Below are 21,616 nucleotides of genomic sequence, written 5' to 3'. Positions count from 1 at the left end.
TGTCTGGTTAAAAAAGCGCCGTAGATTGGTTTTCTACTTTGCTCGTTGTCGCGATTTAAGCCAGCCTTTGTATGGCTGTAGACGTTGAGTTTGAGGCGATGAAATGTCTGAAATCTGCTAATTAAACCCGTTTATTCTGTCTTTTGCCTTGAGCCTTCTGCCTATGGCTGTTAATCACCAGTTTGAGTTAAAAGTTTTCATACCTTTTTTCTTCCATGCTGGGTTCTACCCTAGGGCATAAAAACGCTATTTCTGATTTTGTTTAGGTTTGTCCAGGTCAAAATAGTCCAAGCGATAGATGAGGCTTCAAATGCTTTTGTCTAACATGGTTAATAGTTAGTTATGCATACACTAATTTTTTGATTAAGTAAGAAAAAGGAGAACCTTTATGTCTGCTGAAGATAGAATGAAAGCTACTGCCAAGAACGTCGAAGGCAAGGTTCAAGAGGCCGCTGGTGAAGTGACGGGCGATCCTCAAGACAAGGCCGCAGGTAAGTCAAAGCAAGTTGAAGCACAAGCACAACATGCTAAAGAAGACGTAAAAGACAACCTCAAGAAGAAGCTTGACTAATTTTTGAGCTTTTCTTTAAGCTAACGGGCGGCTATTGCTGCCCGTTTTTTCTTGTCTAAATGAGCGGATAGATTTACGCTGGTTTAGTTTAAGATTCAACTGTAAAAACCACCGTGACGGGCTATTCAACTTTGCGGCGATATCAGCGTTATTTTTTTCTGCTTTTAGCAAGCGGGTGGTGGGTGATGATGGCCACTGCTTTGCCAGCGCAGCTAGAAGAAGGAGCCAGCGAAATTGCCGCACCCGCTAGCAACGCTACTTTGCAAGACGACGGCTTGTACTTTGCAGATGTGGCTGTGCGAGGGCGTCCTATTTTTCAAATTGGCGGACTCACTGACATTAGTGCAAGAGAACGCGCTCAAATCATCAATCGGCGAATTGCCAGTATTGTGCTAAATGCAGAAGATCCTGGCGAGGTTGACGTTCAATTTAGTGCTGAGCGAACCCTGGCTACGCTGCGGCTAAACAATCGGGTTTTGATGACCATTACCCAGCAAGATGCTGATGACTTTGGCTTACCTTTAGAAGCTTTGGCACAGCGCTGGGCTGAGCAACTAACTCAAGCCTTTAATAAACCGCCGCTGGCAATTGATGTCGCTCAGCGCATCAACACGACGCTGCGAGATCTCGGACGAGACACTATCGATCGCTTACCAGCGTTAACAGGCGCTTTTATTATCGTTTTGATTACCTGGAGTTTAGCCAGCGGGGTACGCTACGGCGCTTTTCGCTGGGCGCAACAAACTGAAGGCGATCGCAGTACCGAAGTCTTAGTTGGTCGCTTAGGCTATGGCGGCGTTTGGATTTTGGGTTCGGTAGTGGCGCTAGGCGTAATGGGGCTAGATTTTGGTGCTTTGCTGGGAGCCCTTGGCCTAACCAGCGTTGCCATTGGTTTTAGCCTCAAAGACGTGTTGAGCAACTACATTTCGGGTGTCATTTTGCTCGCAGCCCGCCCGTTTCGCTTAGGGGATCAGGTAGTCATTGGCGAATACGAAGGCACTATCACCCAGATTCAGTTACGAGCCACCACGCTCAAAACCTACGACGGTCGTATGGTTTATATCCCCAATCAAGAAGTTTTTCAGGCCAGCATTATTAACAACACGGCCTCTACCCAGCGTCGCAGTTCAGTGATGGTTGGCATTGACTATGACGCTGATATTAATAAGGCTAAACAAGCAATTATCGCTGCTGTGCGCCAAATTAAAGGGGTAACGCCGGAATTTCCAGTAGAAGTTTTTGTGCAAGAGTTAGCGGCTAGTACCGTCAATTTAGAAGTGCTGTTTTGGGTTGATTCTCGACGAGGTGAGTTTTTGGGTACTTCATCGGCGGTTGCGCAAGCAGTAAAAGAAGCTTTGCAAGCCGCTGCTGTTGAAATGCCCACAGAAATTTACACCTTGCTGTTTCGTAATGCCCCTCCTGGGATAGACGATCAAATTCATCAACAACAAGCAGAATTACAGCAAGATTAGCCCGTGAGGTAAGTCATGCTTGGCCTGGTTGCAAAAACTTTGCAGACTGAATCTTTTAACTTTCATATTTTAGAAGCGGCTTTTGAGCTGTATTTACAAGCGCCGGAATCTCAGTACCCGGTCATTAGTTTGCATGAGGTCGCTGAGCGGACAGGAGCCAGCCTTTTAGAATGCCGTAATACCATTGTTACCGCTTGCAAACGCGGACGTTTTCCGGACTGTAGTTTGTCAAGTTAAGGGCAGGGTCAGCCTTTGTGCAGAAGCTGATTTCCAAGGCTGATAGTTTATGAAACGTCTAGCTAAATTTGTTCGTAGCTGGCTTGCTGCTACCACTTTTAACGCTAAAGCAGGGGAAGTTAAGACAACCGCGTCTAAGTTGTCGCCAGGGTCTTTACCCACCGCGATCGCAACAAAATTTGCTTTAGCGATCGCTGATTTACCTTTACCCCAACCGCATCAAGAACAGTTGCGATCGCAGCTAGAAACTGCTCTGCAAAAATGGCGGTCGGATCCGCAAAATCACAATCACCTGGTCATTCTTGCTGACCCTACAGAACCGTTAGAAAAATATCAGCGCTGGGTTTTAGATCAAGCGGCGTGGTCTCCGGTGGCTTTGTTCGCCGACTGGAACCAGCGCCCCTCCACCTACACCGACATTGCCGATAAGCTTGCCCAGGCAATCGAAACTATATCAGCCGACGAGGGTCAGCCTCAGGTGGTCGTGATGCCCAGTTTAGATCAGTGTTTTTTGCGTTGTGCCGATGGTCTAGCTGCGATCGATTATCTGCGAGAAGCCATCGCGGGCGATCGCCGTCATTTTTGGGTTTTAAGCTGCAACCAATGGGCTTGGCAATATTTAGACAGTGTTTGTCACATCCGAGCCTATTTTCAGCAGACGTTCACTCTACCCATGATGGATGGCTTAGCGGTTAAGCAATGGCTTTCTCCGTTAGAAGCCACCGTCGAGCATACCTTTGCTACCGTTGAGCAAACCCAGACAGCTTCCAAAGCGGCTCCCACATCGTCAGAACAGCCACAGCTATGGGCTTCTGAAACCGAAGAACAATACTTTGCCGCTCTCGCCACGGCTGCTGGTGGCATTAGCCAGGTAGCTGCGGCTCTCTGGTTACGTTCGCTCTGCTACCAGGAGGCATCCGCCACCCTGGACGGTTCGCCGCAGGAAGATGAAGCCTCAGTCATTTTGAAAAAGCTGGCTTTCACCGAGCTACCCACCTTAACGGCTGACGATCGCTACCTGCTATTTTCTCTGACGCTACATCGTTCGATGAGCTTGGCGCACTTGGCACGAACCTTAGGCGATCGCATTGGCAAAGTCACCAACCAAACGTTGCCGCTGCGGCGACAAGATCTCATTGCGATCGCAGGTTCAAATTATCAGCTCAATCCAGCTTACTATTTGCCGCTACGAGCTGATCTCAGACGCAATAATTTTATAGTTGACTAATTAGCCCATGTTTGAAGAACTGCTCGAATCAGCCGATCAAATTAAGGCGTTAGTCCAAAAAATTACCCTAGATAAACTTTTCCAAGGGATCTTAATTTTAGGCATCACCTATCTCGCTTTCTTGATTTTAGATAGAGTGATTAACTGGCTCTCTGAGCATGTGCCGCTTCAGTTTCGGCTTAGCATCAAGCAGTCGTTACCTTTTTGTCGAGCGCTTGTCTTTTTAGGGGCTGTTGTTTTGTTGCTGAGTCGGTTTTTGCAGCTTTCTCCCAGTAACTTATTAGCACTAACGGCTTTTCTATTTCTAGGGCTAGGCTTTGCTTTTCGAGACTATGCCAGCTCTGTCAGCGCTGGTTTGATTTCGCTGTTTGAGCGGCCTTATCAAGTGGGCGATCGCATTCAAATTGGGGATCAATATGGTGAAGTCACCCGCTATGGGTTGCGCGGTATCCGCCTGCGAACGCTAGAGGATCGAGATGTCACTATTCCCCACAATCAGGTTTGGACGCAGCCAGTCATTAATGCCAATCGCGGCAAACTCGAAGCGCTGGTTACGGTTGATTTTTATTTAAGCCATCAAGTTGATGTAGATCAGGTGATGCATATTTTGAGCCGAGTAGCTCAGACCAGCAAGTATACTGATCTGCGATTTCCCGTTTCAGTTGAACTGGTTGAAAATCCAGAATCAACTCAGTTCAGCTTAGAAGCGTATCCAATGGATATTCGGGATGAAATCCACTATCGAACCGATTTGATCAAACGGGCTAAAGCCCTCTTCAGCCAGCAAAATATTGCCTACCCGCCTCCTTTCAACCTGACGATTCAAGGTTAAGCCGTAGACAGATTTTTGTTGGCTATTCTCTTCAAACAGCCGCTTTATTTTACCTTGTCATCAGCTTTGTTTGAGCCAGCCAGTATTAGCTAAAACCCATTATTTTTCTACCTAAAAAGGTTAAGCCAAGGCAGGGTTGTCAGCTTTAGCTAAATCAAACCCAAGCCACCTGTGTCTGACTTGTGGTTTTGGCTGTTGCTGGCAAAGTGTATCTATGGGTGGATGAGAAAGTGCAGTTACTTTTTTAAGATTTCTACTGATAGTTTACGAAGCAATAGATTTATCCATTATGGAAAATAACCCAGACCCAAACATCCTAGACAAGGCCGATCAGCGTGAGCAAGCGGTTGTAGAGCAGGTAAAAGAAACGGTTACAGCACCTTTGCCTTCACCGCCGCCAATGCAGCCAGAAGCCACCGCTTCTGACTTGAAGCAGCGTTTAGATTGGGGTGAGCCTGGTTTAACCATTATTGACGTACGCGATCGCCAAGCCTACAACCAAGAGCGCATTACCGGGGCTATCCCCATGTCTATGTCAGACCTAGCTTCTGAGGCTCAGTCCGCCCTCGAAAGCAACCGTGATATCTATGTTTACGGTGAGTCTGATGAAGAAACTGGGCAAGCCGCCAGCGACTTAGCCGCCGCAGGCTTTTCGAGTGTGGCTCGCATCAAAGGGGGTCTGCCGGCTTGGAAGGCTATCTCTGGGCCAACCGAAGGCCAAATGGCGACGGTATAAATTAGCTAGACGCTTCAGCTTTGGGTTTTGATTACCCATCGTATTTGACCGCGATCGCCCAAAAAGCGATCGCGGTTTTGCTGGGTGACTTGTAGCCAGCCCTCTGTAGCAAACCTTTGATTTTGCCTTCTATAGCCGCAGCCACAAGCGTTGAGACATGCAAATAGCTGTCAGTTCCTGATAGCAAACCCTCTTTCTGGCCGCTGCCTTTAGCGAGGCTTCGCTGCGCCTGATTCTGCTGACAAACCAGCGTTGGCTAATGGCGTGGCTGTTGTCAAACTCACCGAATCAAACGGGTGAGACTGGCTCAGATCTAGAAGCAGTCCTACAGCTAACGGTTGCTTTACCACGTCTAAGGGCTGGCCCCACTGTTTTAACTCGGCTAAAAGCGCCGTTTCAACCTGAGGCCGCTTACGCGCCATGAGCAGCCAAACGCGGGGTTGATCTTTAAACTGAGCTAAATCCTGACGATAACTCAGCAGTTCTGCAGCCGTTAGCCTGCGGTTACTAGGCACCGGATGAGGACTGAGCAGCGTCGCCTCAGGTGGGAAGTCATAGCGCTGGCGATAATACAAAAATTGCTGTAGCGGCCCCGGCAAAACATAGAGGCGATCGCCCGCCTGCCAGTTGGTTTGAATATAGTCCAGCACAGGGCGGACATGGTCAAACAAAAAGCGTTCAGGCTTAACTATATTTAGGCTCATCCGTCCGACCGGAAAAACCAGCAGCGCAATCAAAGCCACTGCACTCAAAGCCATTCGATAGCGTCGCTGCTGAGTTAACTGGTGCATACAAACCGTCAACCCTTCAGCCACAATCAACAGGGCAAACGGAGCCAAAAACAAAATCAGTCGTCCTCGAAAGGGGTATTTGTGAAAATAGCTGGCAATCAACGTAACCAGCAGAGGCGCATTCAACAAAGCCAGTTGCCATCGATCGCGCCGATAGAGATAAACACAGCCACAAATAAACACAACCGCCGCGATCGCATCGGTAAAGCCCAAAAAGCCTAGCGGTCGGTAGAAAAACTGACCCAGCGCATCCAGCAGCCAAACAACATCAAACCAGGAATCGGGATAACGCACTGCCCAGCTAGCAACCAGCCCTTCATTATCAAGGGCTTGCCGAATCACCAAGGTATATAACACCCCAAAGCTAGTCAGCCACACCCCATACATCGGTAAGCGAGCCAATAGCCAGGTCTGAAGCTCAAGCCGCGATCGCTGCCACAGCCGCAGCTTGAGCAAATTGATTAGCTCTACAGCCGCCAGCACAAAAATGCACGGAAACGAAGCCCAAATGCAAACCGCCCCAACTACACTTAGCCAGATACGTTTTTTCCTGCTTAGGTAAAGACAATGTAGCGGCATTAGCAGCAAAAACAACCATAAGGCGATCGTTAAATCGCTCATGTAGGGCTTCACTTCACCCGCGTAATAAACGGTGTACTCCAAACAGGCAAATAGAGCGATCGCAATGGGCGTAGTGATGCCCGTCGTCAACTGTTTGGCCAAGTGGTAAAACAGCCCTAGCGAAAGAATGCCCGCCAGCAGCGGTAGCAGTCTGAGCGCATATTCGTGATTGCCCAATAGCTGAATTGCCAGCTTTTCGCCCCAAAGAAACAGCGGCGGAGCTGCCTGACCATGATCGAGCTGCTTGAGCAGTTCCCCATAAGAGCGATTGACCAGATTAATCGCCAGACTGGCCTCATCAAACCAAAGTGAACGGTTAGCCGCATACTGTACCAGCCGTGCCACAAGGCCAAAGCCCAAAAAAGCTAGCGACAGTCGATCCAGCAACGCTGGCTGAAGTGAGGGTTTAGATGAAGTTTGCTTAAATTTACTCGCCGTCAGCATAGGTTTGAGGAAGAACTGTCCTCATTGTCACCCAAAGTTGAAGCCCTAAGGCAAGATCAGGCGTTCTAAGGCCGCTTGCAAATCAGCCGTTAAATCGGCCACCGCCTGCCGTCGATTTTGGCGATAGGCAGTAGCGCGATCGCTGACAAAAAGCGGTTCACCCAGCCGCATTTGTACCCTTTGCCGCCCTAGTTGAGGCCGAGGGAAAGGATTGCGACCTTGAATGCGAGCAACCGTATCTCGCAGCAGCAGCACAGTTTCAGCAAAGCGCTCAACGGTCGGCTTTTCTAAAACATAGCGCCCCGTTACAGCCACAAAACTTTCCACTAAACGCATATGCCACATTCGCAGACTGGCTTCTTCAGCAATCCGATCAGCCAACCCTCGCTCCACAGCCGACACCGCTTTATCTGCTTGCAGCTCATCGCGATAAATCCAGTCCCATCCGGCCTGCTCTATACGACGACAGCGATCAATCACGCTGCCTTGAGGCGTTACCTTAAAGTAAGCTTCTGCTACCGCTAACGCGGCTGACAATAGCCGATCGAGACGCTGGGCAAGGTGAGTATTAAAGTCATCCGCCGTTGCTTCCAGAGGAGAAAGGGCTACATGGTAAAACTCACGGTAGTAGTTTTCCATTTGAGAGAGCAAATGTTCACCTAGGCGTAACAATCGCGCATAGAGCGCTGTTGCTACTTCCGGTAGAGGGTAGCGCTCTCGCAACGGCGCGGCGAGCCGCTGCATTTGTCCAGCTTCTATAGCATGACTCAAACCACTTTCAGCTTCTAACTGGGTTAACAACTGGGCCACGGCCTGCCACGGCGGCTGCACATAGTGGTACTGAATGCCCAATGGCAAAATCATCACCGCTTGCTCCCGTTGAGCTTTACGCAAATCTTCGACACACCAAAAGCCCAACTGGGCGATTCCAGGTTCTAAGGGGCTAACCACTTCGCTGTGGCCGTTGTTAGCGCCTTCTGGGGCAGCCGCCAGCGGAAACTGGCCGTTGACAAATAGTTGTCGAGCTGAACGCAGCCCCATAATGTCCACTTTGCCCCGCTGAATGGGGGTACCGCCCAAGCGGGAGTAAAGCCAGCCCAACCACTGCCCTGCCCACAGCGGAATACCGCGATCGTAAATAAAGTGAATATGAGGTGTCCCCGCGATCGCCCCTTTGAGCCGACGGGCTTTTTGGGGCAACAGATACCAGAGCAAATACGCCAGACAAAAGGCATCGTCCGGGCTGGGATGACGAAAAGCGATCAAAACCCGCGTTTGCCCCGCCTGAAACTGCTGATACGCACTCACTAGCCTCTCTACATCCTCAGCCTGAATCTGAGCAAGGTGGGTACGCCAGCGTATCCACCAGGGCATCACATATCGAAGGCTCTGTAAAACAACTGGGTTGAATTGAGGCGGAATGAACGCTAAAGGCGGTTGGGCACGAGCAGCAACAGTCGGCAAAACAAATTTCCTTAAAGATAGAGTCGTTTCTCAAACCGATACTATCGGTATATCTACGGAGCAAATATAAATTTTTGTCCCCCTTAATCGGGCTGATGCTTTCCGTATTGGTTAAACAAGTTGGTTGTAAATACGGAAGCTTTAAGCCACAACTTTCTGATAATAATTTTCGCTCTTTGGCGAGGAGAGCTACTCAAAAAATTGTTTCTTCAAACTCTAAAATTAACCCCGTTTTTGCAATTCTAGGTTTACGTAAAGCTTTTATAAAGTCGCGCGAAACTCGGATTGCAATAGCTGAAAAACACCCGTTTAATGAATGATAACTCCAGCTCAATAGCTGACAGATAAGCGACGCTGTCTCATTCAAGTTAGTTAGCTGGCCGTTTGGTCAGCTCCCGCCTGAATCAAAAGCGATCGCGACTCTAGTTCAATCCTCAAAATCTATCGTGCCAGCAATAGATTTATTGAACCAGGCACAATAATTTTTGATGACTGACCTAGACGGCTGTAGCTTAGCATTATGGCCTGGAGGTTAACGGGGTGCTGATGGCTGTCTCAAATGATTGCGCTTGTTGATTTTGAGATGGCCTTGCTAGCTGTGTCATGTCTTTACCAAACACTATGTCACCTCGCTATCCATCAGGTTCTAGCCGTCAATCGGCTCATCATTTATCCCTTCAAGATCCCGCTTCCGGTCAACAAGACCCCATTTTATTGGATGCGCTTTTTCACAACTGCAATTATGACTTTGATCAGGTCAACGCTATTATTGACCCCATTCTCTCAGCCCCAACCGCCTGTCAGCTCACTACACTTTATATCCAAGGTATTATTGTTCAGCAATCGGCTTTTTTAGTCACCAACCTCAATCCCGATCAAACCATTAAGGTACTCCCCAAAAGTTCTAACTGGCTGCTGGGGAGTAGTTCAAGTTGTGCGGTCACCATTGATCACCTTGAGGTTTCTCGCTGCCATGCGGTCATTGGGTTTTCCTATAGCAGCGGCTTTTATCTCACTGATGTCGGCAGCGATCGCGGCACCTGGCTCAACCGTCGGCGGCTCAACTCTTTAGAACGGCGACCGCTACACCATGGCGACCTGCTAGAGTTTGGTAGTTTACGGGTTGAGTTTTTTGTCAGCGGCAGTGGCAGTCAGCTCCGCGATAGCGAAGAAACCTGTTGCTAAAGCCGTCGCTGATAGTGCATACCCGGCAGTTGGCTGACAAGCTCTAGCAGTTCTAGCTGCATCAATGCGCTCAAAACGGCTCCCGTCGCCAACCCGGCTTTTTGCACAATTTTGTCGAGGGCTAAGGGTTCATCGGTCACGCTTGCCATCACCTGAGCTAGGGTTGGCTCTAGCTCAGGAAGCGGTTTGCTAGGTGCAGCCGTCGGCATTGGCGGCATTTTACCCAGTTGGGTTAATAGCATGTCCACGCTTAAGATGGGCTGGCCTCCCTGGTTAATGAGTGCTAAGCAGCCTAAACCCCGCGAGTTATCGAGTGAACAGGGCAATACATAAACATCCCGACCATACTCATTGGCCAGCCGAGCCGTAATCAAAGCCCCCGATCGCTGGGGTGCTTCAGTCACAATAATTGCTCGGCTAAGTCCAGCAATAATGCGATTACGCTGCGGAAAGTGGCTACGGCTAGGCGCGGTGCCCAGCGGATATTCGCTCAGCAATAGTCCCTCAGCGGCAATTTGTTCATAAAGCCGACGATTAGCCAACGGGTAGACCACATCTACCCCAGTACCCAGAACAGCAATCGTTAGCCCCTGCTGAGCCAAGCATTGCTGATGAGCCACCGCATCAATGCCATCCGCCAAGCCCGAAATAATCACGCAACCCTGCTGTACCAGCCCCTGAGTGAGTTTGCGCGTCCAGCGTTTGCCGTAGTCTGAAGGGCTACGGGTACCCACGAGGCCAACAGGCAAGCCGGATAGTTGAGCGATCGCAGCTTGCAATTGACCCCGGTAATATAAAACAGGGGGCGGATCGGCAATTTCAAACAGCAAACTAGGATAGTCGGCATCCGTTGGGGTGATAAACGTTTCCCCTCGCTCTAGGTGCTGGCTGAGTAACGCTTCCGGCTCAGACTGGGAGCGGCTTTTGAGAATGGTTTCTGCTAATTGCCGACCAATGCCTTCAACCTGCTGGAGCGTTTCTGACGGGGCTGTCCAAGCCGTTTTTAAACTGCCAAACTGCTCATAGATGCGCTTCAGCAAGACAGGGCCAATACCGCTAATGCCTGACCAAGCCAACCAATACGCCTTTTCGTCTACCACGATGCTACCCTAGCCGAGAACGCTGGCTTTACTATTCCCCAGCCCCCAACCAGGACATCAATAGGATATGGCCGCCGCCTTTAGGCCCGCCAGTTAAAAAACCGAGTATGGCCATAAGCGATCGCTTCGGTCGCAACCTGCCGACAACCCACACTGGTTTGCCACCAGCGCCGAGGATTGTAATTGAGCGCGGGTGCCGCAATAATGCCCACCTTGATCTGAGGCGCACAAACCCGCTTAAACACTAGCCAACTGCGGCGTGCGTGACAGTCATAGGTGTAGAGGTTGATCGCTTTTATCGCTGGAGTCACCTGTTGCAGCCAGCGGTAAAGGTGGCAAGCCGCTGTATAGGTGCGAAAAGACTCAACGGCTGGACAGGGAACAGCTTGTACCAAATCTGGCGAAATGCCCAAACTAATGAGCGTTGCTGCGGTCAGTTCGGCATAGGTTTTGTACTGCGATAGGTAAAAGCCTTTCCACAGGGGAGGGCCAATCACCACAATTTTTCGATAGCGTCGCTGTAAAACTTCAGAAATTACCCCTTTAACCGCCTGGTCTGGAATCCAACCTTCTACCACCAAAATGTCGGCAGCCAAAGGCCGGGTCACGGCCAAAAAGCGCGGTAGGTGCATCCCAGCCAAAGCGATCGCGGCGATCGCCAGCAGCCCCCCTCCCCCAACCACCACCCAGACTAACCCAATCATCAAAGTTACTGAGCCGCTTGCTGCTGTAGATAAGCAAACACGCTTTTATCGCCAATATCGTCCGGGATCGCCTGTACAGCTTTACGACCAGCAAAAATTAAAAACAAGCTCGCCCACGCTGCCAGCAGCCACCCTTCCCAGAGGGGAGGCAACCAGCCCAGTAAATGACCCAGCAGCAGCGTGGGTACAATCGGCGTCAGTAGCTGCGTTTCTAGCCGCCCAAAGCAAAACGCTTCCTTAAAAAAGATGCCTGTGAGCGCGGCAAAGGTGAAACCAGCCCCCAGCAAGGTTAGCGGTTGCTGATAGAGCGTCAGTAACAAGGGCGTCGGATAGATGATTGCCAACGCTAGAGACGCCACCCCACCCATTAGCCAAAACAGTTTTAGCAACTGATGTAAAGGCTTCAGGTAAATGTGAATTTTCATCAGGCTAACACCTAATGCCAGCCAGAAGCCCGCATAAAGCACCGTTAACGTTTGCAACACCCAAGGCTGGCTGCCCTGCCATCCCACCAGAGCGCTACCAATCGCTAAACAAAGCGCTGCGATCGCCAATCCGCCGCGATAGACCTTCACCTCTTGCCGATCGGCAGCGGTAATTGAAAAAGTACCGAACTGGCCTTGATAGACGGGGGCCGCAACTTGCTCAGATGTCATGGGCTAAACCGATAAAGCGCAACAACAAAACTGTTGTCTCTATAGTAGCGATCGCTTCGCCAAATCCACCCCTGCTAGCCAAAGTTACGCAAAGCCACAGGCAAGTCAAACGTAAAACAGGTTTGATTTTGGCCGCTGGTAACCTGAATATCGCCCTGCAAGTGCATCAGCAGTTTTTGAACCAGCGCTAGCCCCAAACCAGTGCCCCCCTGCTTCCACGGATCAGCACTGGGAACCCGATAAAACTTATCAAAAATGCGCGGCATTTCGTCGGCAGGAATCTCAATGCCCGTATTGGTAATACAAAACTGGATCTGGTCATCGCTAGAGCGTTTAACAGCCAGACAAATGTTGCCACCGGGGGGCGTATATTTACAGGCATTGTTGAGTAGTTCTGCCACAATGCGCTCTAGGCTAGCTTCGTCAGAGACGATTTTTTGTAAAGACTCAGGCACTTGGAGTTCCAACTGCTGCTGTCGGCTTTTGACTCGCGCTTGAAAGCCATTGACAATTCGAGGTAGCCAGTGCTGAAGCTGAATAGGGCGAGGGTGAATGGGATGATTGCCGACATCAAGCCGCTGTAGATCTAGCAGGTCGTTGATTAGGCTAATTTCACGTTCGCATTCTTCTTGCAAAATTTGGTAGTAGCGGGCAATGCGCCCCTGTTCAGCCTTAGATTTTTGCAGTTCGCTATCGAGGTCAAACTCCTGATTAAGCGTTACACCCAAGAGCTGTAGCGCCACTCGCATACTGGTAACGGGGGTGCGTAGCTCGTGGGAAACGGTACTTAAAAAATCATCTTTGAGCGTGTTTAAGCGCTCTAATTCTTCTACCTGCGATTGAGCTGCCTGGTAAAGACGAGCCTGACGGATGGCGATCGCACACTGGTTAGCAACCTGTTGCACCAGACGAATATCAACTTCATTAAAGCCATAGCCTTTGTCGTTGATCAGCCAGAGATCGCCGAGAACGCCGCGATCGTCCAAAATGGGACAGGCAAACATGGCTACCCGCCCCCGCACTGGGTTAGGGATAATAGAGCAAAATTGAAAATACTGGCCTTCTAACAACTGATGGTAAACCTCAGGAAAAGCTTCCATCTGCGAAACCCGTCCCTGAGAAGACGACAGAGACGTGGTGTACTCGTAATAGATGGTTGAGGTACCTTGCTCTAGGTCATACAAGGCAGTGTTAGAGCCTTTGATGCCCAAAGCCTCTGTGAGTTCTTTGACCGCATTTTGTAAAATTTGCTTTTCGTCTAGGCTGTCGCGTACGCGATCGGTAATGCGTTTGAGCGTTGCTTCAAAATCTAATACAGTCTGAAGCTGGGCGGTACGTTGCTGTACCTCAGCCGCTAAGGCTTGGTTGTGAACCTGTAGCTGGTAGTGAGCCTGTAAGCGTTGCAAAATTTGGCTAATGGCGATCGCCAAAGGGTCTAGCCGGGATGCAAAATCGCTTTGCAATAAAGCTGGGTTGTGAGTTTGTAAAACAATGACTCCCCAAGGCTGCAAAGCCACCTGTAGCGGTATGACAAAGCTAGCCTGCAAGCGAGATGGCTGCGCAGAGACGCGTTTATCTGGCTCGTGTTGAATCATCTGGCTGCTTTGGTGCTGCCAAGCGCTCTGAGCCGCTACCTCTAGCCCCAGTTCCGTCAAAGAAAATAGCTGAAATTGCGAAAGTTCAGCAATAGTCGCCTCTGCGATCGCCGAACTGCGCTGAGCGCGATCGTAAGGATAAATTAAAACCCGATCGACGGCTAACTGAGTTCGTAAAATGGCAGCGATGCTTTGTAAAAAATCCTCAATACTCTCTTGTGCAAGCGCTTGCCGCGCGATCGCCCCCAAGAGCTTTTCTGCTTCTGGACATTCATCGTTCACCGCCGCTAGAGGCTGAGACAGAACTCGCCCATCTCTTGAGCTATCGGTGACCACCTGAGAGGGTTGTTGAGGGCTCATAAGCAGCGAATTAAAGCCAACTTTTAGTTAAAGATAAAGTTTCGAACCATTTGCGCCCCTTAGGCGCAACAGCGGTGCCACTAACCATGGCTGTAAATTCACTATTCCCGACTATCCGCAAAAATGACCAGTTCGGGCGAGAAATTATGAAGTTTCTTTATCCCAAGTGCGCAACTGAATATAGACCAAAAGTAAAGCCATTAGCAGCAACAGCGTCGCTGCCGCCGCCGCATAGCCAAAATCAAATTGAGCAAAAGCCTGCTCATAAATGTAATAAACCAAAACGTTGGTTGAATTGAGCGGCCCGCCCCCCGTCACCACGTAAACCTGCTCAAAACTACGCAGCGTAAAAATGAGAGTCGTCACCGTGGCAAACACCAGCGTGGGTTGCAATCCCGGCAGCGTAATGTGCCAAAATTTTTGCCAAGCCCCTGCCCCATCTAACGCCGCCGCTTCGTATCGCGTCAGTGGAATTGCCTGTAGGCCAGCGATAAAAACCACCAGATTAAAGCCAATCTGTTTCCAAATACTGAGCAAAATCAAAACGGGCATTGCCCAAACGGGGCTGCTCAACCAGGGAATAGCCGTAGCGCCTAAACTCAGAAGTAAATCATTGACTGGCCCGTCAGGCTGAAACAACCAGCGAAAGCCCAAACCTACTGCCACTAAAGACGTAATAGAAGGAATAAAGTAAGCAGTACGCAACCAGCCCTTCAAAGCGACAACCCGATTGAGCAATACAGCTAGCCCTAGCGGCAAAACCAAGCTCGGAATTACAGTAGCGATCGCGAAGTAAAGAGTATTAGCCAAAACCTGCCAAAAGTCTGGATCCATCAGCAACCGCTGATAGTTTTGCCAACCCTGCCAGTGAATTCCCGATCGCGTAAAACTACCCGTCGTAAAGCTGAGATAAACCAAATAAGCAATGGGCCAGAGCACAAAAACGCCCAACAAAACCAAAGCTGGGGTTAACAGCAGCCAAGCTGCTGTAGCTTCTTGACTGAGCCAACGAGACTTTAAGGTCATATAGCCGCTGCAAAGCTAACGGTTTAGCAATATTCTCAAACTCTATAACTTAAACACTCAGTTGTGAAACCCTCTCCTCAGCGTTTATAGCGGTAGCCACAAGCCTTAAGCCACTTCACTGACTGCAAGCCGCTACCCAAAAATTTTTCCTTCTGCCCGCTGCCCTCCGCCCGCTGCCTTTGGCCATGACCTTGAACCAGAGAACAGTTACCACCGGACGGCAAAAACTTGAATGCCAGAGCCGCTAATCATGTCAAAGCCTGAGAAAATCAATAAGCGTTGCCAAAGCTGATGCCATGTCCCCAGATGAACTCGAATTCGGTGCAGAACTTTCGATTATTTCGCCACAGGTGGAGTGGCCAGCAGCCCAAGCTCAACCCCTTCGTCTGGGCCTTATGGCTTCGGGCAATGGTAGCAATTTAGCCGCAATTGCCAACGCGATCGCCGCCGGACAGCTCAACGCCAGTATTGCAGTTTTAATCTATAATCAGCCAGAGGCCAGGGTCGCTCAGCGGGCTGAGCAATTGGGAATTCCTGCTGTTTTGCTTGATCATCGCGCCTTTCCCAACCGCGAACTGCTAGATGCCGCCATTATTCAGACGTTGCTACAGGCTGAGGTGGACTGGGTGATTATGGCGGGCTGGATGCGCCGAGTCACACAGGTTTTGATTGCGGCTTTTCCACAGCGAATTTTAAACATTCATCCCAGTTTGCTGCCCAGTTTTCCCGGCCTGCGAGCGGTGGAACAAGCGTTAAAAGCTGGCGTAAAAATTTCAGGCTGTACAGTTCACATCGTTGAACTAGCTGTAGACAGTGGCCCCATTATCATGCAGGCGGCTGTCCCCGTTTGGCCGAACGATACAGCGCCAACGCTGCAGGCGCGAATTCAGCAGCAAGAACATCGCATTTATCCGCAAGCGATCGCGTTAGCAGCTCAGCAAAGCGATGAATAGTTTTGCCGCTTCGCCCCAACCATAGCCAGTCTGTGCTTAAATTTTCACCGGGCTTTCCAGCGGCAAAAAGACCGTAACCACTTCACCTTGCTGCGGGCGCTGGCGGACAATGAGTTTGCCCCCTAGCGCTTGAAACAAATTCTTAGTAGCATCCAGATTCAGCGTTAAGCCCCCCGTTTCGGGCTGAAACATTAACAACTGCCCTAACGACTTGAGCGGTGAAGCGGCGGCGGCCTTCTCCTTTGAGCAACCATTGACTGAACTTGCCGCTTCGCTCTGCCCCGTAGACTGAAACTGTAGCTTTAGCTGATGCCCCGCTAGCATCACACAAAGCTGTAGGTGACTATCGCAGGGCAAGCTGTTAGTAAATCGCTCTACCAGCCCAGTTAGCACTTGCTTGAGCATGGTTGGATCACTGGCGACCATAGGCAGCTTGGGCGGCAGCAACACTTCTAACGTCAGGTTGCGACGGCTAGCTTGTTGTTGCCAATCAGGAATAGACTCTTGAAAAATTTGCGAAAGGGCGATTGGCGTTAGTGGCGACTTGGGTTGTTTGCTCGCTTCGGTTTCTAACTCAACCGCCTTAAAAATCAGATTAAAGCGATCGATTTGCTGCGTACACTCGCGATCGATCGATCGCAAACGCTTAGCGACATTGGCCTCTAGATTAGAACGCCTTAATAGCGATCGCACGAGCGTCCGAATTGTCGTCAACGGCGTCCGAATTTCGTGTGCCATTGCCTGCAGTAACTCAGCATCTGAGCTAAGCGCAGCCGAACAATCCGCCGATTCTGGCTCAGGCAGTGGGGTGGTTGGCATAAACGACACCGACATCGTCGCCGCCGAAACGTCCGCCGAAGGCATCGGTGTGCGGCTAGCGATGGCAGCGTGACCGTTCAATTCCGGGTCAGCCGCGATCGCCGTTCCGCCCTGAAGCAAATGAGTCAAGCGAGCCTCAGACTGATGCGTTAGCAAATAGCGGCTAAAGTGAGTCACTAGCTGATAGCTAGGTTCAACTGCCGGAAATCTGTCGGTTAAAACGTTTAAGCGCTCTAAATAATAGGGCTGAGCGATCAGCACTCGCGATCGCAATAGCTGATAAGCCTGCTCAACAATATCTGGCGTGAAAGAAAAACGAAACTTAGGTAAACCAGAAGCCGTCTGGCCGAGTACCAGAATCAGGCTAAAACGAGCCGTCAACACCAGACAAAATCGCTCTTGTCCGAGGGGATCTCCCGGTAGCAGCGGCAACATCTGAGACGTGTTGGCTGCAGGCAGACGGTTGAAATCGGCAGGTAGTAGCTGGGGCGGCCAGCCCAAAGGACTGAGCAATTGAGCGTTAAAAATCCAGGTAGAAAACTGTGAAGTTAAATCTGGTCGCTCGATTACTGGTAAAGGCCCAGAAAGAACCAGACCCGCCAGTGGCCGACTACCATCAGCCTCAGTGATAGGGCTACCTTCGGCATCGGCTACAACTGTTTGCAACAATTGATTGACAGCGGCGATCGCCCCTTGCCACTCAGCTTCCGCCTGCAATCCGAGCTGTCTATCTGATGAGGTTTGCCGTTGAGAAGTCGCCGCCCTAGAAGATGGCATGGGCTGCGTAGCATCAGCCGTCAACGGTGAGGCTAGCTCATCCAGTGCCACAAGATCACTTAAGGTTGAAAGAAAACGGTGGCTCACAAACTCTCCCCCTGCTTCACCGGAGGCGCTGCTAAGCTCCTAAAGCCAGATCTCAACCAATCAGGCTCTTATTGCTAGAACTCAGAAACACCCGCTCTACAACAAGATTACTGGTAAGGCCAAAATAAAGGTATGAGTAGAACCGAACGAGAAAAGTGCAGTTTTCCTTGATCGTAAGTTTTTTGTGCAATTTGTTGTCTTGAGTTTCAACGGGATGGTTCAAACCTTATCTCAAACTTGCCTGGTTGTTTGTCCCGGCATGCATTCCCCCCGCTTGACCCAGAGCTTACTCACCGAAATCGATCTTCTCTTGCCCAAGCTTAATCTGCGGATACTGACCTTTCCACAAGCCGAGTATTGGGCGTTTTCACCTTTTTTGATTCTGGAATTTTTACAGCAGCAGATTGAAACCCCCCGCCAAAGCGATCTAATTTTTTTGGCTTTTAGTGCCGGTGTTGTTGGGGCGATGGGGGCGGCTCAAGCTTGGCATTATCATCGGGGGCAGTCCGTACGAGCGCTGATCGCTGTAGACGGTTGGGGCGTACCGTTAGCCGGGGAGTTTCCTATTTATCGTCTGAGCCACGACTATTACACTCACTGGAGTTCGGCTCTGCTAGGAGCAGGTCGTAGTCGCTTTTATGCCGATCCAGCCGTGAGCCATCATTCGCTTTGGCGATCGCCCACTCAAGTTACAGGTTGGCAGATTGAGCCAGCCTCAAAAAGCGCCCAGGCAAAATTCCCCACCACAGCCGCAACTTTCCTAACCACGCTCCTGCAGCAGCACAGCCCCGACCCAGCAGCAGCAAGCTAGCTATCAAGCGATCGCCATCACTAAACTTTAAATTTTGTAGGATTGCTAACATTTTGGCTCCGCAGCCCCTTGAGCCGCCATCCGCTCAAGCCAGTCTAACTGCGGCTTGTGTCCGCTGCCGCCCCCACTCGAAAACTTGAATTTATTGCCTGTCACCCCTGCAGAAGCCAGAGGGAAAAGATAGGATAAGGACTGACGAATATCCGTTTGTAGGTATTCGCACCGCTTAGATAGTACAGTTAAAAGTTATCCCTAAGAGTTCGGCAACAGTGTAATGATATCTCCTGTGCAAGTTCAGCATAAAGTTGCGCCCAAACGGGTAACGGGTGCATGCGCGCTCATCGACAGCCTCGTGCGACATGGTGTAGAGCATATCTTTGGATACCCCGGTGGGGCTATTCTGCCAATTTACGATGCCCTCTATCAGGCTGAAGCCGCCGGACAAGTCAAACATATTCTAGTCCGCCACGAGCAAGGGGCATCCCACGCCGCTGATGGTTACTCCAGAGCAACCGGGAAAGTAGGGGTCTGTTTTGCGACTTCTGGCCCAGGAGCTACCAACCTTGTCACGGGCATTGCCACCGCCCAGATGGACTCAATTCCAATGGTGGTGATTACAGGACAAGTCCCCCGTAATGCGATCGGCAGCGATGCATTTCAGGAAACCGATATTTTTGGTATCACCCTGCCGATTGTCAAGCACTCCTATGTCGTTCGCGATCCCCAAGAGATGGCTAAAGTCGTCGCGGAGGCTTTCTACATTGCCCAAACCGGACGTCCTGGCCCAGTGCTCATCGACGTTCCTAAAGACGTTGGCCTAGAAGAATTTGACTATTTACCCGTCGAACCTCGCTCCGTCAAGCTCCCTGGCTATAAACCTACCGTCAAAGGCAATCCCCGCCAGCTCAACCACGCAATTGAGTTGTTAAAACGGTCGGAACGACCTTTGCTTTATGTAGGTGGAGGAGCTATTACAGCAGGAGCCCATGCCGAAGTTAAAGCCTTAGCTGAGTATTTTCAAATTCCAGTAACCACAACCCTGATGGGCAAAGGGGCGTTCGACGAACATCATCCTCTTGCTGTGGGTATGTTGGGCATGCACGGCACGGCCTACGCTAATTTTGCCGTCAGCGAATGTGATCTGCTGATTGCTGTAGGTGCCCGCTTTGACGATCGCGTTACGGGTAAATTAGACGAATTTGCTTCGCGAGCCAAGGTTATCCACATTGATATTGACCCCGCTGAAGTGGGTAAAAACCGAGCACCCCATGTTCCTATCGTTGGCGATGTTCGTAGCGTCTTAGAAGATTTGCTACAACGCCTGCAAGAAAGTAATGTTGTGGGTGATCCCCAGCAAACTCAAGTCTGGCGACAGCGTATCGATCGCTGGCGGCAAGACTATCCCCTGGTTGTACCAACCTACTCAGATATGCTTTCACCCCAAGAGGTGATAGTTGCCCTGAGCCAGCAAGCCCCCCAAGCCTACTACACCACAGATGTCGGTCAGCACCAGATGTGGTCGGCTCAGTTTCTTAAAAATGGCCCCCGTCGCTGGATTTCTAGCGCTGGGCTAGGCACTATGGGCTATGGTATGCCAGCAGCCATGGGCGTGAAAGTTGCCCTGCCTGATGAGACCGTTATTTGTATCAGCGGTGATGCCAGCTTTCAAATGAACCTCCAGGAACTAGGCACATTGGCTCAGTATGGCATTGCGGTTAAAACTGTGATCATCAATAACGGCTGGCAAGGCATGGTGAGGCAATGGCAGCAAGCTTTCTATGGTGAGCGTTATTCTTGCTCAAATATGGAAGTGGGGATGCCTAATTTTGAGCTGTTGGCTCAGGCTTTTGGTGTCAAAGGCATGGTGGTACACAGCCGGGATCAATTACAAGCCAGTATTGCCACGATGCTGGCTGAGGCTGGCCCTGTTTTGATGGACGTGCGGGTACGCAAAGACGAGAACTGCTACCCGATGGTTGCCCCCGGTAAGAGTAATGCTCAAATGCTGGGTTTACAGCCGTCGCCCAAGCTAGAGCAGGCTATTGAGCTAGTGTACTGTTCTAGCTGTAATGCCAAAAACCCCTCAACCAATAGCTTTTGTCCTGATTGCGGCACCAAGCTATAGCAAACTCCGCCTGCTAGCGTCAGGCGCAAGCAGGGGCAAACAAGCTGAGGAAAACAGGCTTTCCTCAGCTTGAAATAATCTGTAACAGCCTGCTGAGGCTGATCTATTGCTGTTACGACTTCAGCAGGTTACTATGTCGCCAATCTCGAAATTTGGGGTATTCAGTTAGTCGCTGGTTCGGCTAACCCAATCAAATAGCGGTTAGCCGATAACCCTGAAATCTTGACGCTGGCTTATACGGCCAAAGGTAGAAGGCTGACCGTAAAAGTCAGAATGAAAGCTTTTCTGTGACAGGCTTTCAGCAATTTAAGTACCTCAACCCAGCAGCTACAGCTATACTTTGTTGGGATGCTCAGGGGCTACCTCATCTCAGTTAGCCATTGACTGAGGCTAGACCCAAAGCCCAAAGCGGTCGTTGCCCAGTTGACGGCAGGTTTTAGATTAAGCTAGCTGCATCTGGGCAGTTTCAGCCTTGCCCCCCAGAGACGGTGAATTTGTTTGGAAGGAGTGAAATGCATGGCGGCAGCCTTGAAACGTGATATCGAAAAACCTTTGACTCGACGGCGAGGCCGCCGGGTCATTCCGATGATGGCCGCCAAGCAATCGGGTGCTGCCGTTTCAGGTAAGTCCCCAACGGCGATCGCCGATCCCTTTAAGGTTCCCTTGTGGTTACATCTGCTTGTGGGTCTGTACCGGGGGACAACCCTGTTTACAGGCGGTCTTCTCATTGCGGTTTTGGCTTTGTATGGCTGTACGGTTTACGTCGATAAGTCGGTACAAGCGGGCGTGCAACGCCTAGAAGGGCTACGCCGCAGCCAGCAGCAGTTGACCACGGCAAATGAAGTGCTTAAGCAGCACCTAGCCGAGCAGGCAGAAGATCCGGGAGCCGCGTTAGAACTGCCTCAGCCTAACAGTTTGATTTTTCTACCCCCGGCTGCTCCTGAAGCAAACGCCACGCCTGAGGCCGCTACAGTCCCCGCTCAACCCCTGGTGACGCAACCTTTGGGCTATTGAAAATTCTT

19 protein-coding genes are annotated in these 21,616 nt (G+C 50.5%); 11 read left to right on the top strand and 8 right to left on the bottom strand.

What is annotated here, in order from left to right:
- Positions 1–388: 388 nt before the first annotated feature.
- The 6 genes from ACTS3T_RS14415 to ACTS3T_RS14390 all read left to right on the top strand — a co-directional run bounded on the left by ACTS3T_RS14415 (position 389) and on the right by ACTS3T_RS14390 (position 5,076).
- Entirely contained in the window at positions 389–571 is a 183-nt protein-coding gene (locus tag ACTS3T_RS14415; protein ID WP_377965738.1) for a CsbD family protein, read from the top strand.
- 188 nt (positions 572–759) lie between these two features.
- Positions 760–2,043, top strand: coding sequence for a mechanosensitive ion channel family protein (locus ACTS3T_RS14410; protein ID WP_377965773.1), 1,284 nt, complete (start codon positions 760–762; stop codon positions 2,041–2,043).
- A gap of 15 nt (positions 2,044–2,058) precedes the next feature.
- On the top strand, positions 2,059–2,280 hold the full coding sequence (locus ACTS3T_RS14405) for a hypothetical protein (protein WP_377965740.1): 222 nt from the start codon (positions 2,059–2,061) through the stop codon (positions 2,278–2,280).
- 49 nt (positions 2,281–2,329) lie between these two features.
- A complete protein-coding gene (locus ACTS3T_RS14400) occupies positions 2,330–3,508 on the top strand; it encodes a hypothetical protein (protein ID WP_377965742.1) in 1,179 nt (392 codons plus the stop codon).
- Between the two features lie 7 nt (positions 3,509–3,515).
- The gene (locus tag ACTS3T_RS14395) at positions 3,516–4,340 is read left to right on the top strand and encodes a mechanosensitive ion channel family protein (RefSeq protein ID WP_377965744.1); all 825 of its coding nucleotides are present in this window, start codon (positions 3,516–3,518) and stop codon (positions 4,338–4,340) included.
- Between the two features lie 289 nt (positions 4,341–4,629).
- On the top strand, positions 4,630–5,076 hold the full coding sequence (locus tag ACTS3T_RS14390) for a rhodanese-like domain-containing protein (RefSeq protein WP_377965746.1): 447 nt from the start codon (positions 4,630–4,632) through the stop codon (positions 5,074–5,076).
- Positions 5,077–5,285: 209 nt separating this feature from the next.
- On the opposite strand, the gene ACTS3T_RS14385 is transcribed toward ACTS3T_RS14390, so the two are convergent.
- Positions 5,286–6,932: a glycosyltransferase family 39 protein gene (locus ACTS3T_RS14385; protein ID WP_377965748.1), complete on the bottom strand. Its 1,647-nt coding sequence runs from the start codon at positions 6,930–6,932 to the stop codon at positions 5,286–5,288.
- Positions 6,933–6,977: 45 nt separating this feature from the next.
- Positions 6,978–8,396: a 1-acyl-sn-glycerol-3-phosphate acyltransferase gene (locus ACTS3T_RS14380; RefSeq protein ID WP_377965749.1), complete on the bottom strand. Its 1,419-nt coding sequence runs from the start codon at positions 8,394–8,396 to the stop codon at positions 6,978–6,980.
- Positions 8,397–9,017: 621 nt separating this feature from the next.
- Here ACTS3T_RS14380 and ACTS3T_RS14375 point away from each other — a divergent pair.
- Positions 9,018–9,581 carry an FHA domain-containing protein gene (locus ACTS3T_RS14375; protein ID WP_377965751.1) on the top strand — a complete coding sequence of 188 codons (564 nt, stop codon included), beginning with the start codon at positions 9,018–9,020 and terminating at the stop codon, positions 9,579–9,581.
- Here the strand turns inward: ACTS3T_RS14375 and dprA are convergent.
- The 5 genes from dprA to ACTS3T_RS14350 all read right to left on the bottom strand — a co-directional run bounded on the left by dprA (position 9,578) and on the right by ACTS3T_RS14350 (position 15,022).
- Positions 9,578–10,681, bottom strand: coding sequence for a DNA-processing protein DprA (gene dprA / locus ACTS3T_RS14370; protein ID WP_377965753.1), 1,104 nt, complete (start codon positions 10,679–10,681; stop codon positions 9,578–9,580). The genes ACTS3T_RS14375 and dprA overlap by 4 nt on opposite strands.
- A gap of 80 nt (positions 10,682–10,761) precedes the next feature.
- Complete coding sequence (locus ACTS3T_RS14365; protein WP_377965755.1) at positions 10,762–11,385, bottom strand: cytosine deaminase; 624 nt, start codon at positions 11,383–11,385, stop codon at positions 10,762–10,764.
- A 5-nt stretch (positions 11,386–11,390) separates the two neighbouring features.
- Positions 11,391–12,041: a DUF2301 domain-containing membrane protein gene (locus ACTS3T_RS14360; protein ID WP_377965757.1), complete on the bottom strand. Its 651-nt coding sequence runs from the start codon at positions 12,039–12,041 to the stop codon at positions 11,391–11,393.
- Between the two features lie 74 nt (positions 12,042–12,115).
- Positions 12,116–13,996 (bottom strand): GAF domain-containing sensor histidine kinase, encoded by a 1,881-nt coding sequence (locus ACTS3T_RS14355; RefSeq protein WP_377965759.1) that lies wholly within the window; start codon positions 13,994–13,996, stop codon positions 12,116–12,118.
- Positions 13,997–14,140: 144 nt separating this feature from the next.
- Positions 14,141–15,022 (bottom strand): carbohydrate ABC transporter permease, encoded by an 882-nt coding sequence (locus ACTS3T_RS14350; protein WP_377965761.1) that lies wholly within the window; start codon positions 15,020–15,022, stop codon positions 14,141–14,143.
- 296 nt (positions 15,023–15,318) lie between these two features.
- Here ACTS3T_RS14350 and purN point away from each other — a divergent pair, with 296 nt between their 5' ends.
- Positions 15,319–15,975: a phosphoribosylglycinamide formyltransferase gene (purN, locus tag ACTS3T_RS14345; RefSeq protein WP_462935230.1), complete on the top strand. Its 657-nt coding sequence runs from the start codon at positions 15,319–15,321 to the stop codon at positions 15,973–15,975.
- 36 nt (positions 15,976–16,011) lie between these two features.
- On the opposite strand, the gene ACTS3T_RS14340 is transcribed toward purN, so the two are convergent.
- Positions 16,012–17,658 (bottom strand): sensor histidine kinase, encoded by a 1,647-nt coding sequence (locus tag ACTS3T_RS14340; protein ID WP_462935229.1) that lies wholly within the window; start codon positions 17,656–17,658, stop codon positions 16,012–16,014.
- Positions 17,659–17,872: 214 nt separating this feature from the next.
- On the opposite strand from ACTS3T_RS14340, the gene ACTS3T_RS14335 reads away from it, so the two are divergent.
- The 3 genes from ACTS3T_RS14335 to ACTS3T_RS14325 all read left to right on the top strand — a co-directional run bounded on the left by ACTS3T_RS14335 (position 17,873) and on the right by ACTS3T_RS14325 (position 21,608).
- On the top strand, positions 17,873–18,469 hold the full coding sequence (locus ACTS3T_RS14335; RefSeq protein ID WP_377965767.1) for a hypothetical protein: 597 nt from the start codon (positions 17,873–17,875) through the stop codon (positions 18,467–18,469).
- A 286-nt stretch (positions 18,470–18,755) separates the two neighbouring features.
- A complete protein-coding gene (gene ilvB, locus ACTS3T_RS14330) occupies positions 18,756–20,594 on the top strand; it encodes a biosynthetic-type acetolactate synthase large subunit (RefSeq protein ID WP_377965769.1) in 1,839 nt (612 codons plus the stop codon).
- A gap of 516 nt (positions 20,595–21,110) precedes the next feature.
- On the top strand, positions 21,111–21,608 hold the full coding sequence (locus ACTS3T_RS14325) for a hypothetical protein (protein WP_377965771.1): 498 nt from the start codon (positions 21,111–21,113) through the stop codon (positions 21,606–21,608).
- Positions 21,609–21,616 lie beyond the last annotated feature (8 nt).

The sequence above is a fragment of the Almyronema sp. genome (genome assembly GCF_052168255.1).
Taxonomy (GTDB): Bacteria; Cyanobacteriota; Cyanobacteriia; order Phormidesmidales; family Phormidesmidaceae; genus Sphaerothrix; species Sphaerothrix epifaneia.
This window is presented reverse-complemented; position numbering and strand designations above follow the sequence as displayed.

Bases quoted from the DNA above. Each gene is read 5' to 3' on its own strand.
- ACTS3T_RS14365 (WP_377965755.1), bottom strand. From the start codon at position 11,385: ATGATTGGGTTAGTCTGGGTGGTGGTTGGGGGAGGGGGGCTGCTGGCG.
- ACTS3T_RS14335 (WP_377965767.1), top strand. From the start codon at position 17,873: ATGGTTCAAACCTTATCTCAAACTTGCCTGGTTGTTTGTCCCGGCATG.
- ACTS3T_RS14375 (WP_377965751.1), top strand. From the start codon at position 9,018: ATGTCACCTCGCTATCCATCAGGTTCTAGCCGTCAATCGGCTCATCAT.
- ACTS3T_RS14360 (WP_377965757.1), bottom strand. From the start codon at position 12,041: ATGACATCTGAGCAAGTTGCGGCCCCCGTCTATCAAGGCCAGTTCGGT.
- ACTS3T_RS14415 (WP_377965738.1), top strand. From the start codon at position 389: ATGTCTGCTGAAGATAGAATGAAAGCTACTGCCAAGAACGTCGAAGGC.
- ACTS3T_RS14350 (WP_377965761.1), bottom strand. From the start codon at position 15,022: ATGACCTTAAAGTCTCGTTGGCTCAGTCAAGAAGCTACAGCAGCTTGG.
- ACTS3T_RS14400 (WP_377965742.1), top strand. From the start codon at position 2,330: ATGAAACGTCTAGCTAAATTTGTTCGTAGCTGGCTTGCTGCTACCACT.
- ACTS3T_RS14325 (WP_377965771.1), top strand. From the start codon at position 21,111: ATGGCGGCAGCCTTGAAACGTGATATCGAAAAACCTTTGACTCGACGG.
- ACTS3T_RS14405 (WP_377965740.1), top strand. From the start codon at position 2,059: ATGCTTGGCCTGGTTGCAAAAACTTTGCAGACTGAATCTTTTAACTTT.
- ACTS3T_RS14395 (WP_377965744.1), top strand. From the start codon at position 3,516: ATGTTTGAAGAACTGCTCGAATCAGCCGATCAAATTAAGGCGTTAGTC.
- purN (WP_462935230.1), top strand. From the start codon at position 15,319: ATGTCCCCAGATGAACTCGAATTCGGTGCAGAACTTTCGATTATTTCG.
- ACTS3T_RS14390 (WP_377965746.1), top strand. From the start codon at position 4,630: ATGGAAAATAACCCAGACCCAAACATCCTAGACAAGGCCGATCAGCGT.
- ACTS3T_RS14355 (WP_377965759.1), bottom strand. From the start codon at position 13,996: ATGAGCCCTCAACAACCCTCTCAGGTGGTCACCGATAGCTCAAGAGAT.
- ACTS3T_RS14410 (WP_377965773.1), top strand. From the start codon at position 760: ATGGCCACTGCTTTGCCAGCGCAGCTAGAAGAAGGAGCCAGCGAAATT.
- ACTS3T_RS14385 (WP_377965748.1), bottom strand. From the start codon at position 6,932: ATGCTGACGGCGAGTAAATTTAAGCAAACTTCATCTAAACCCTCACTT.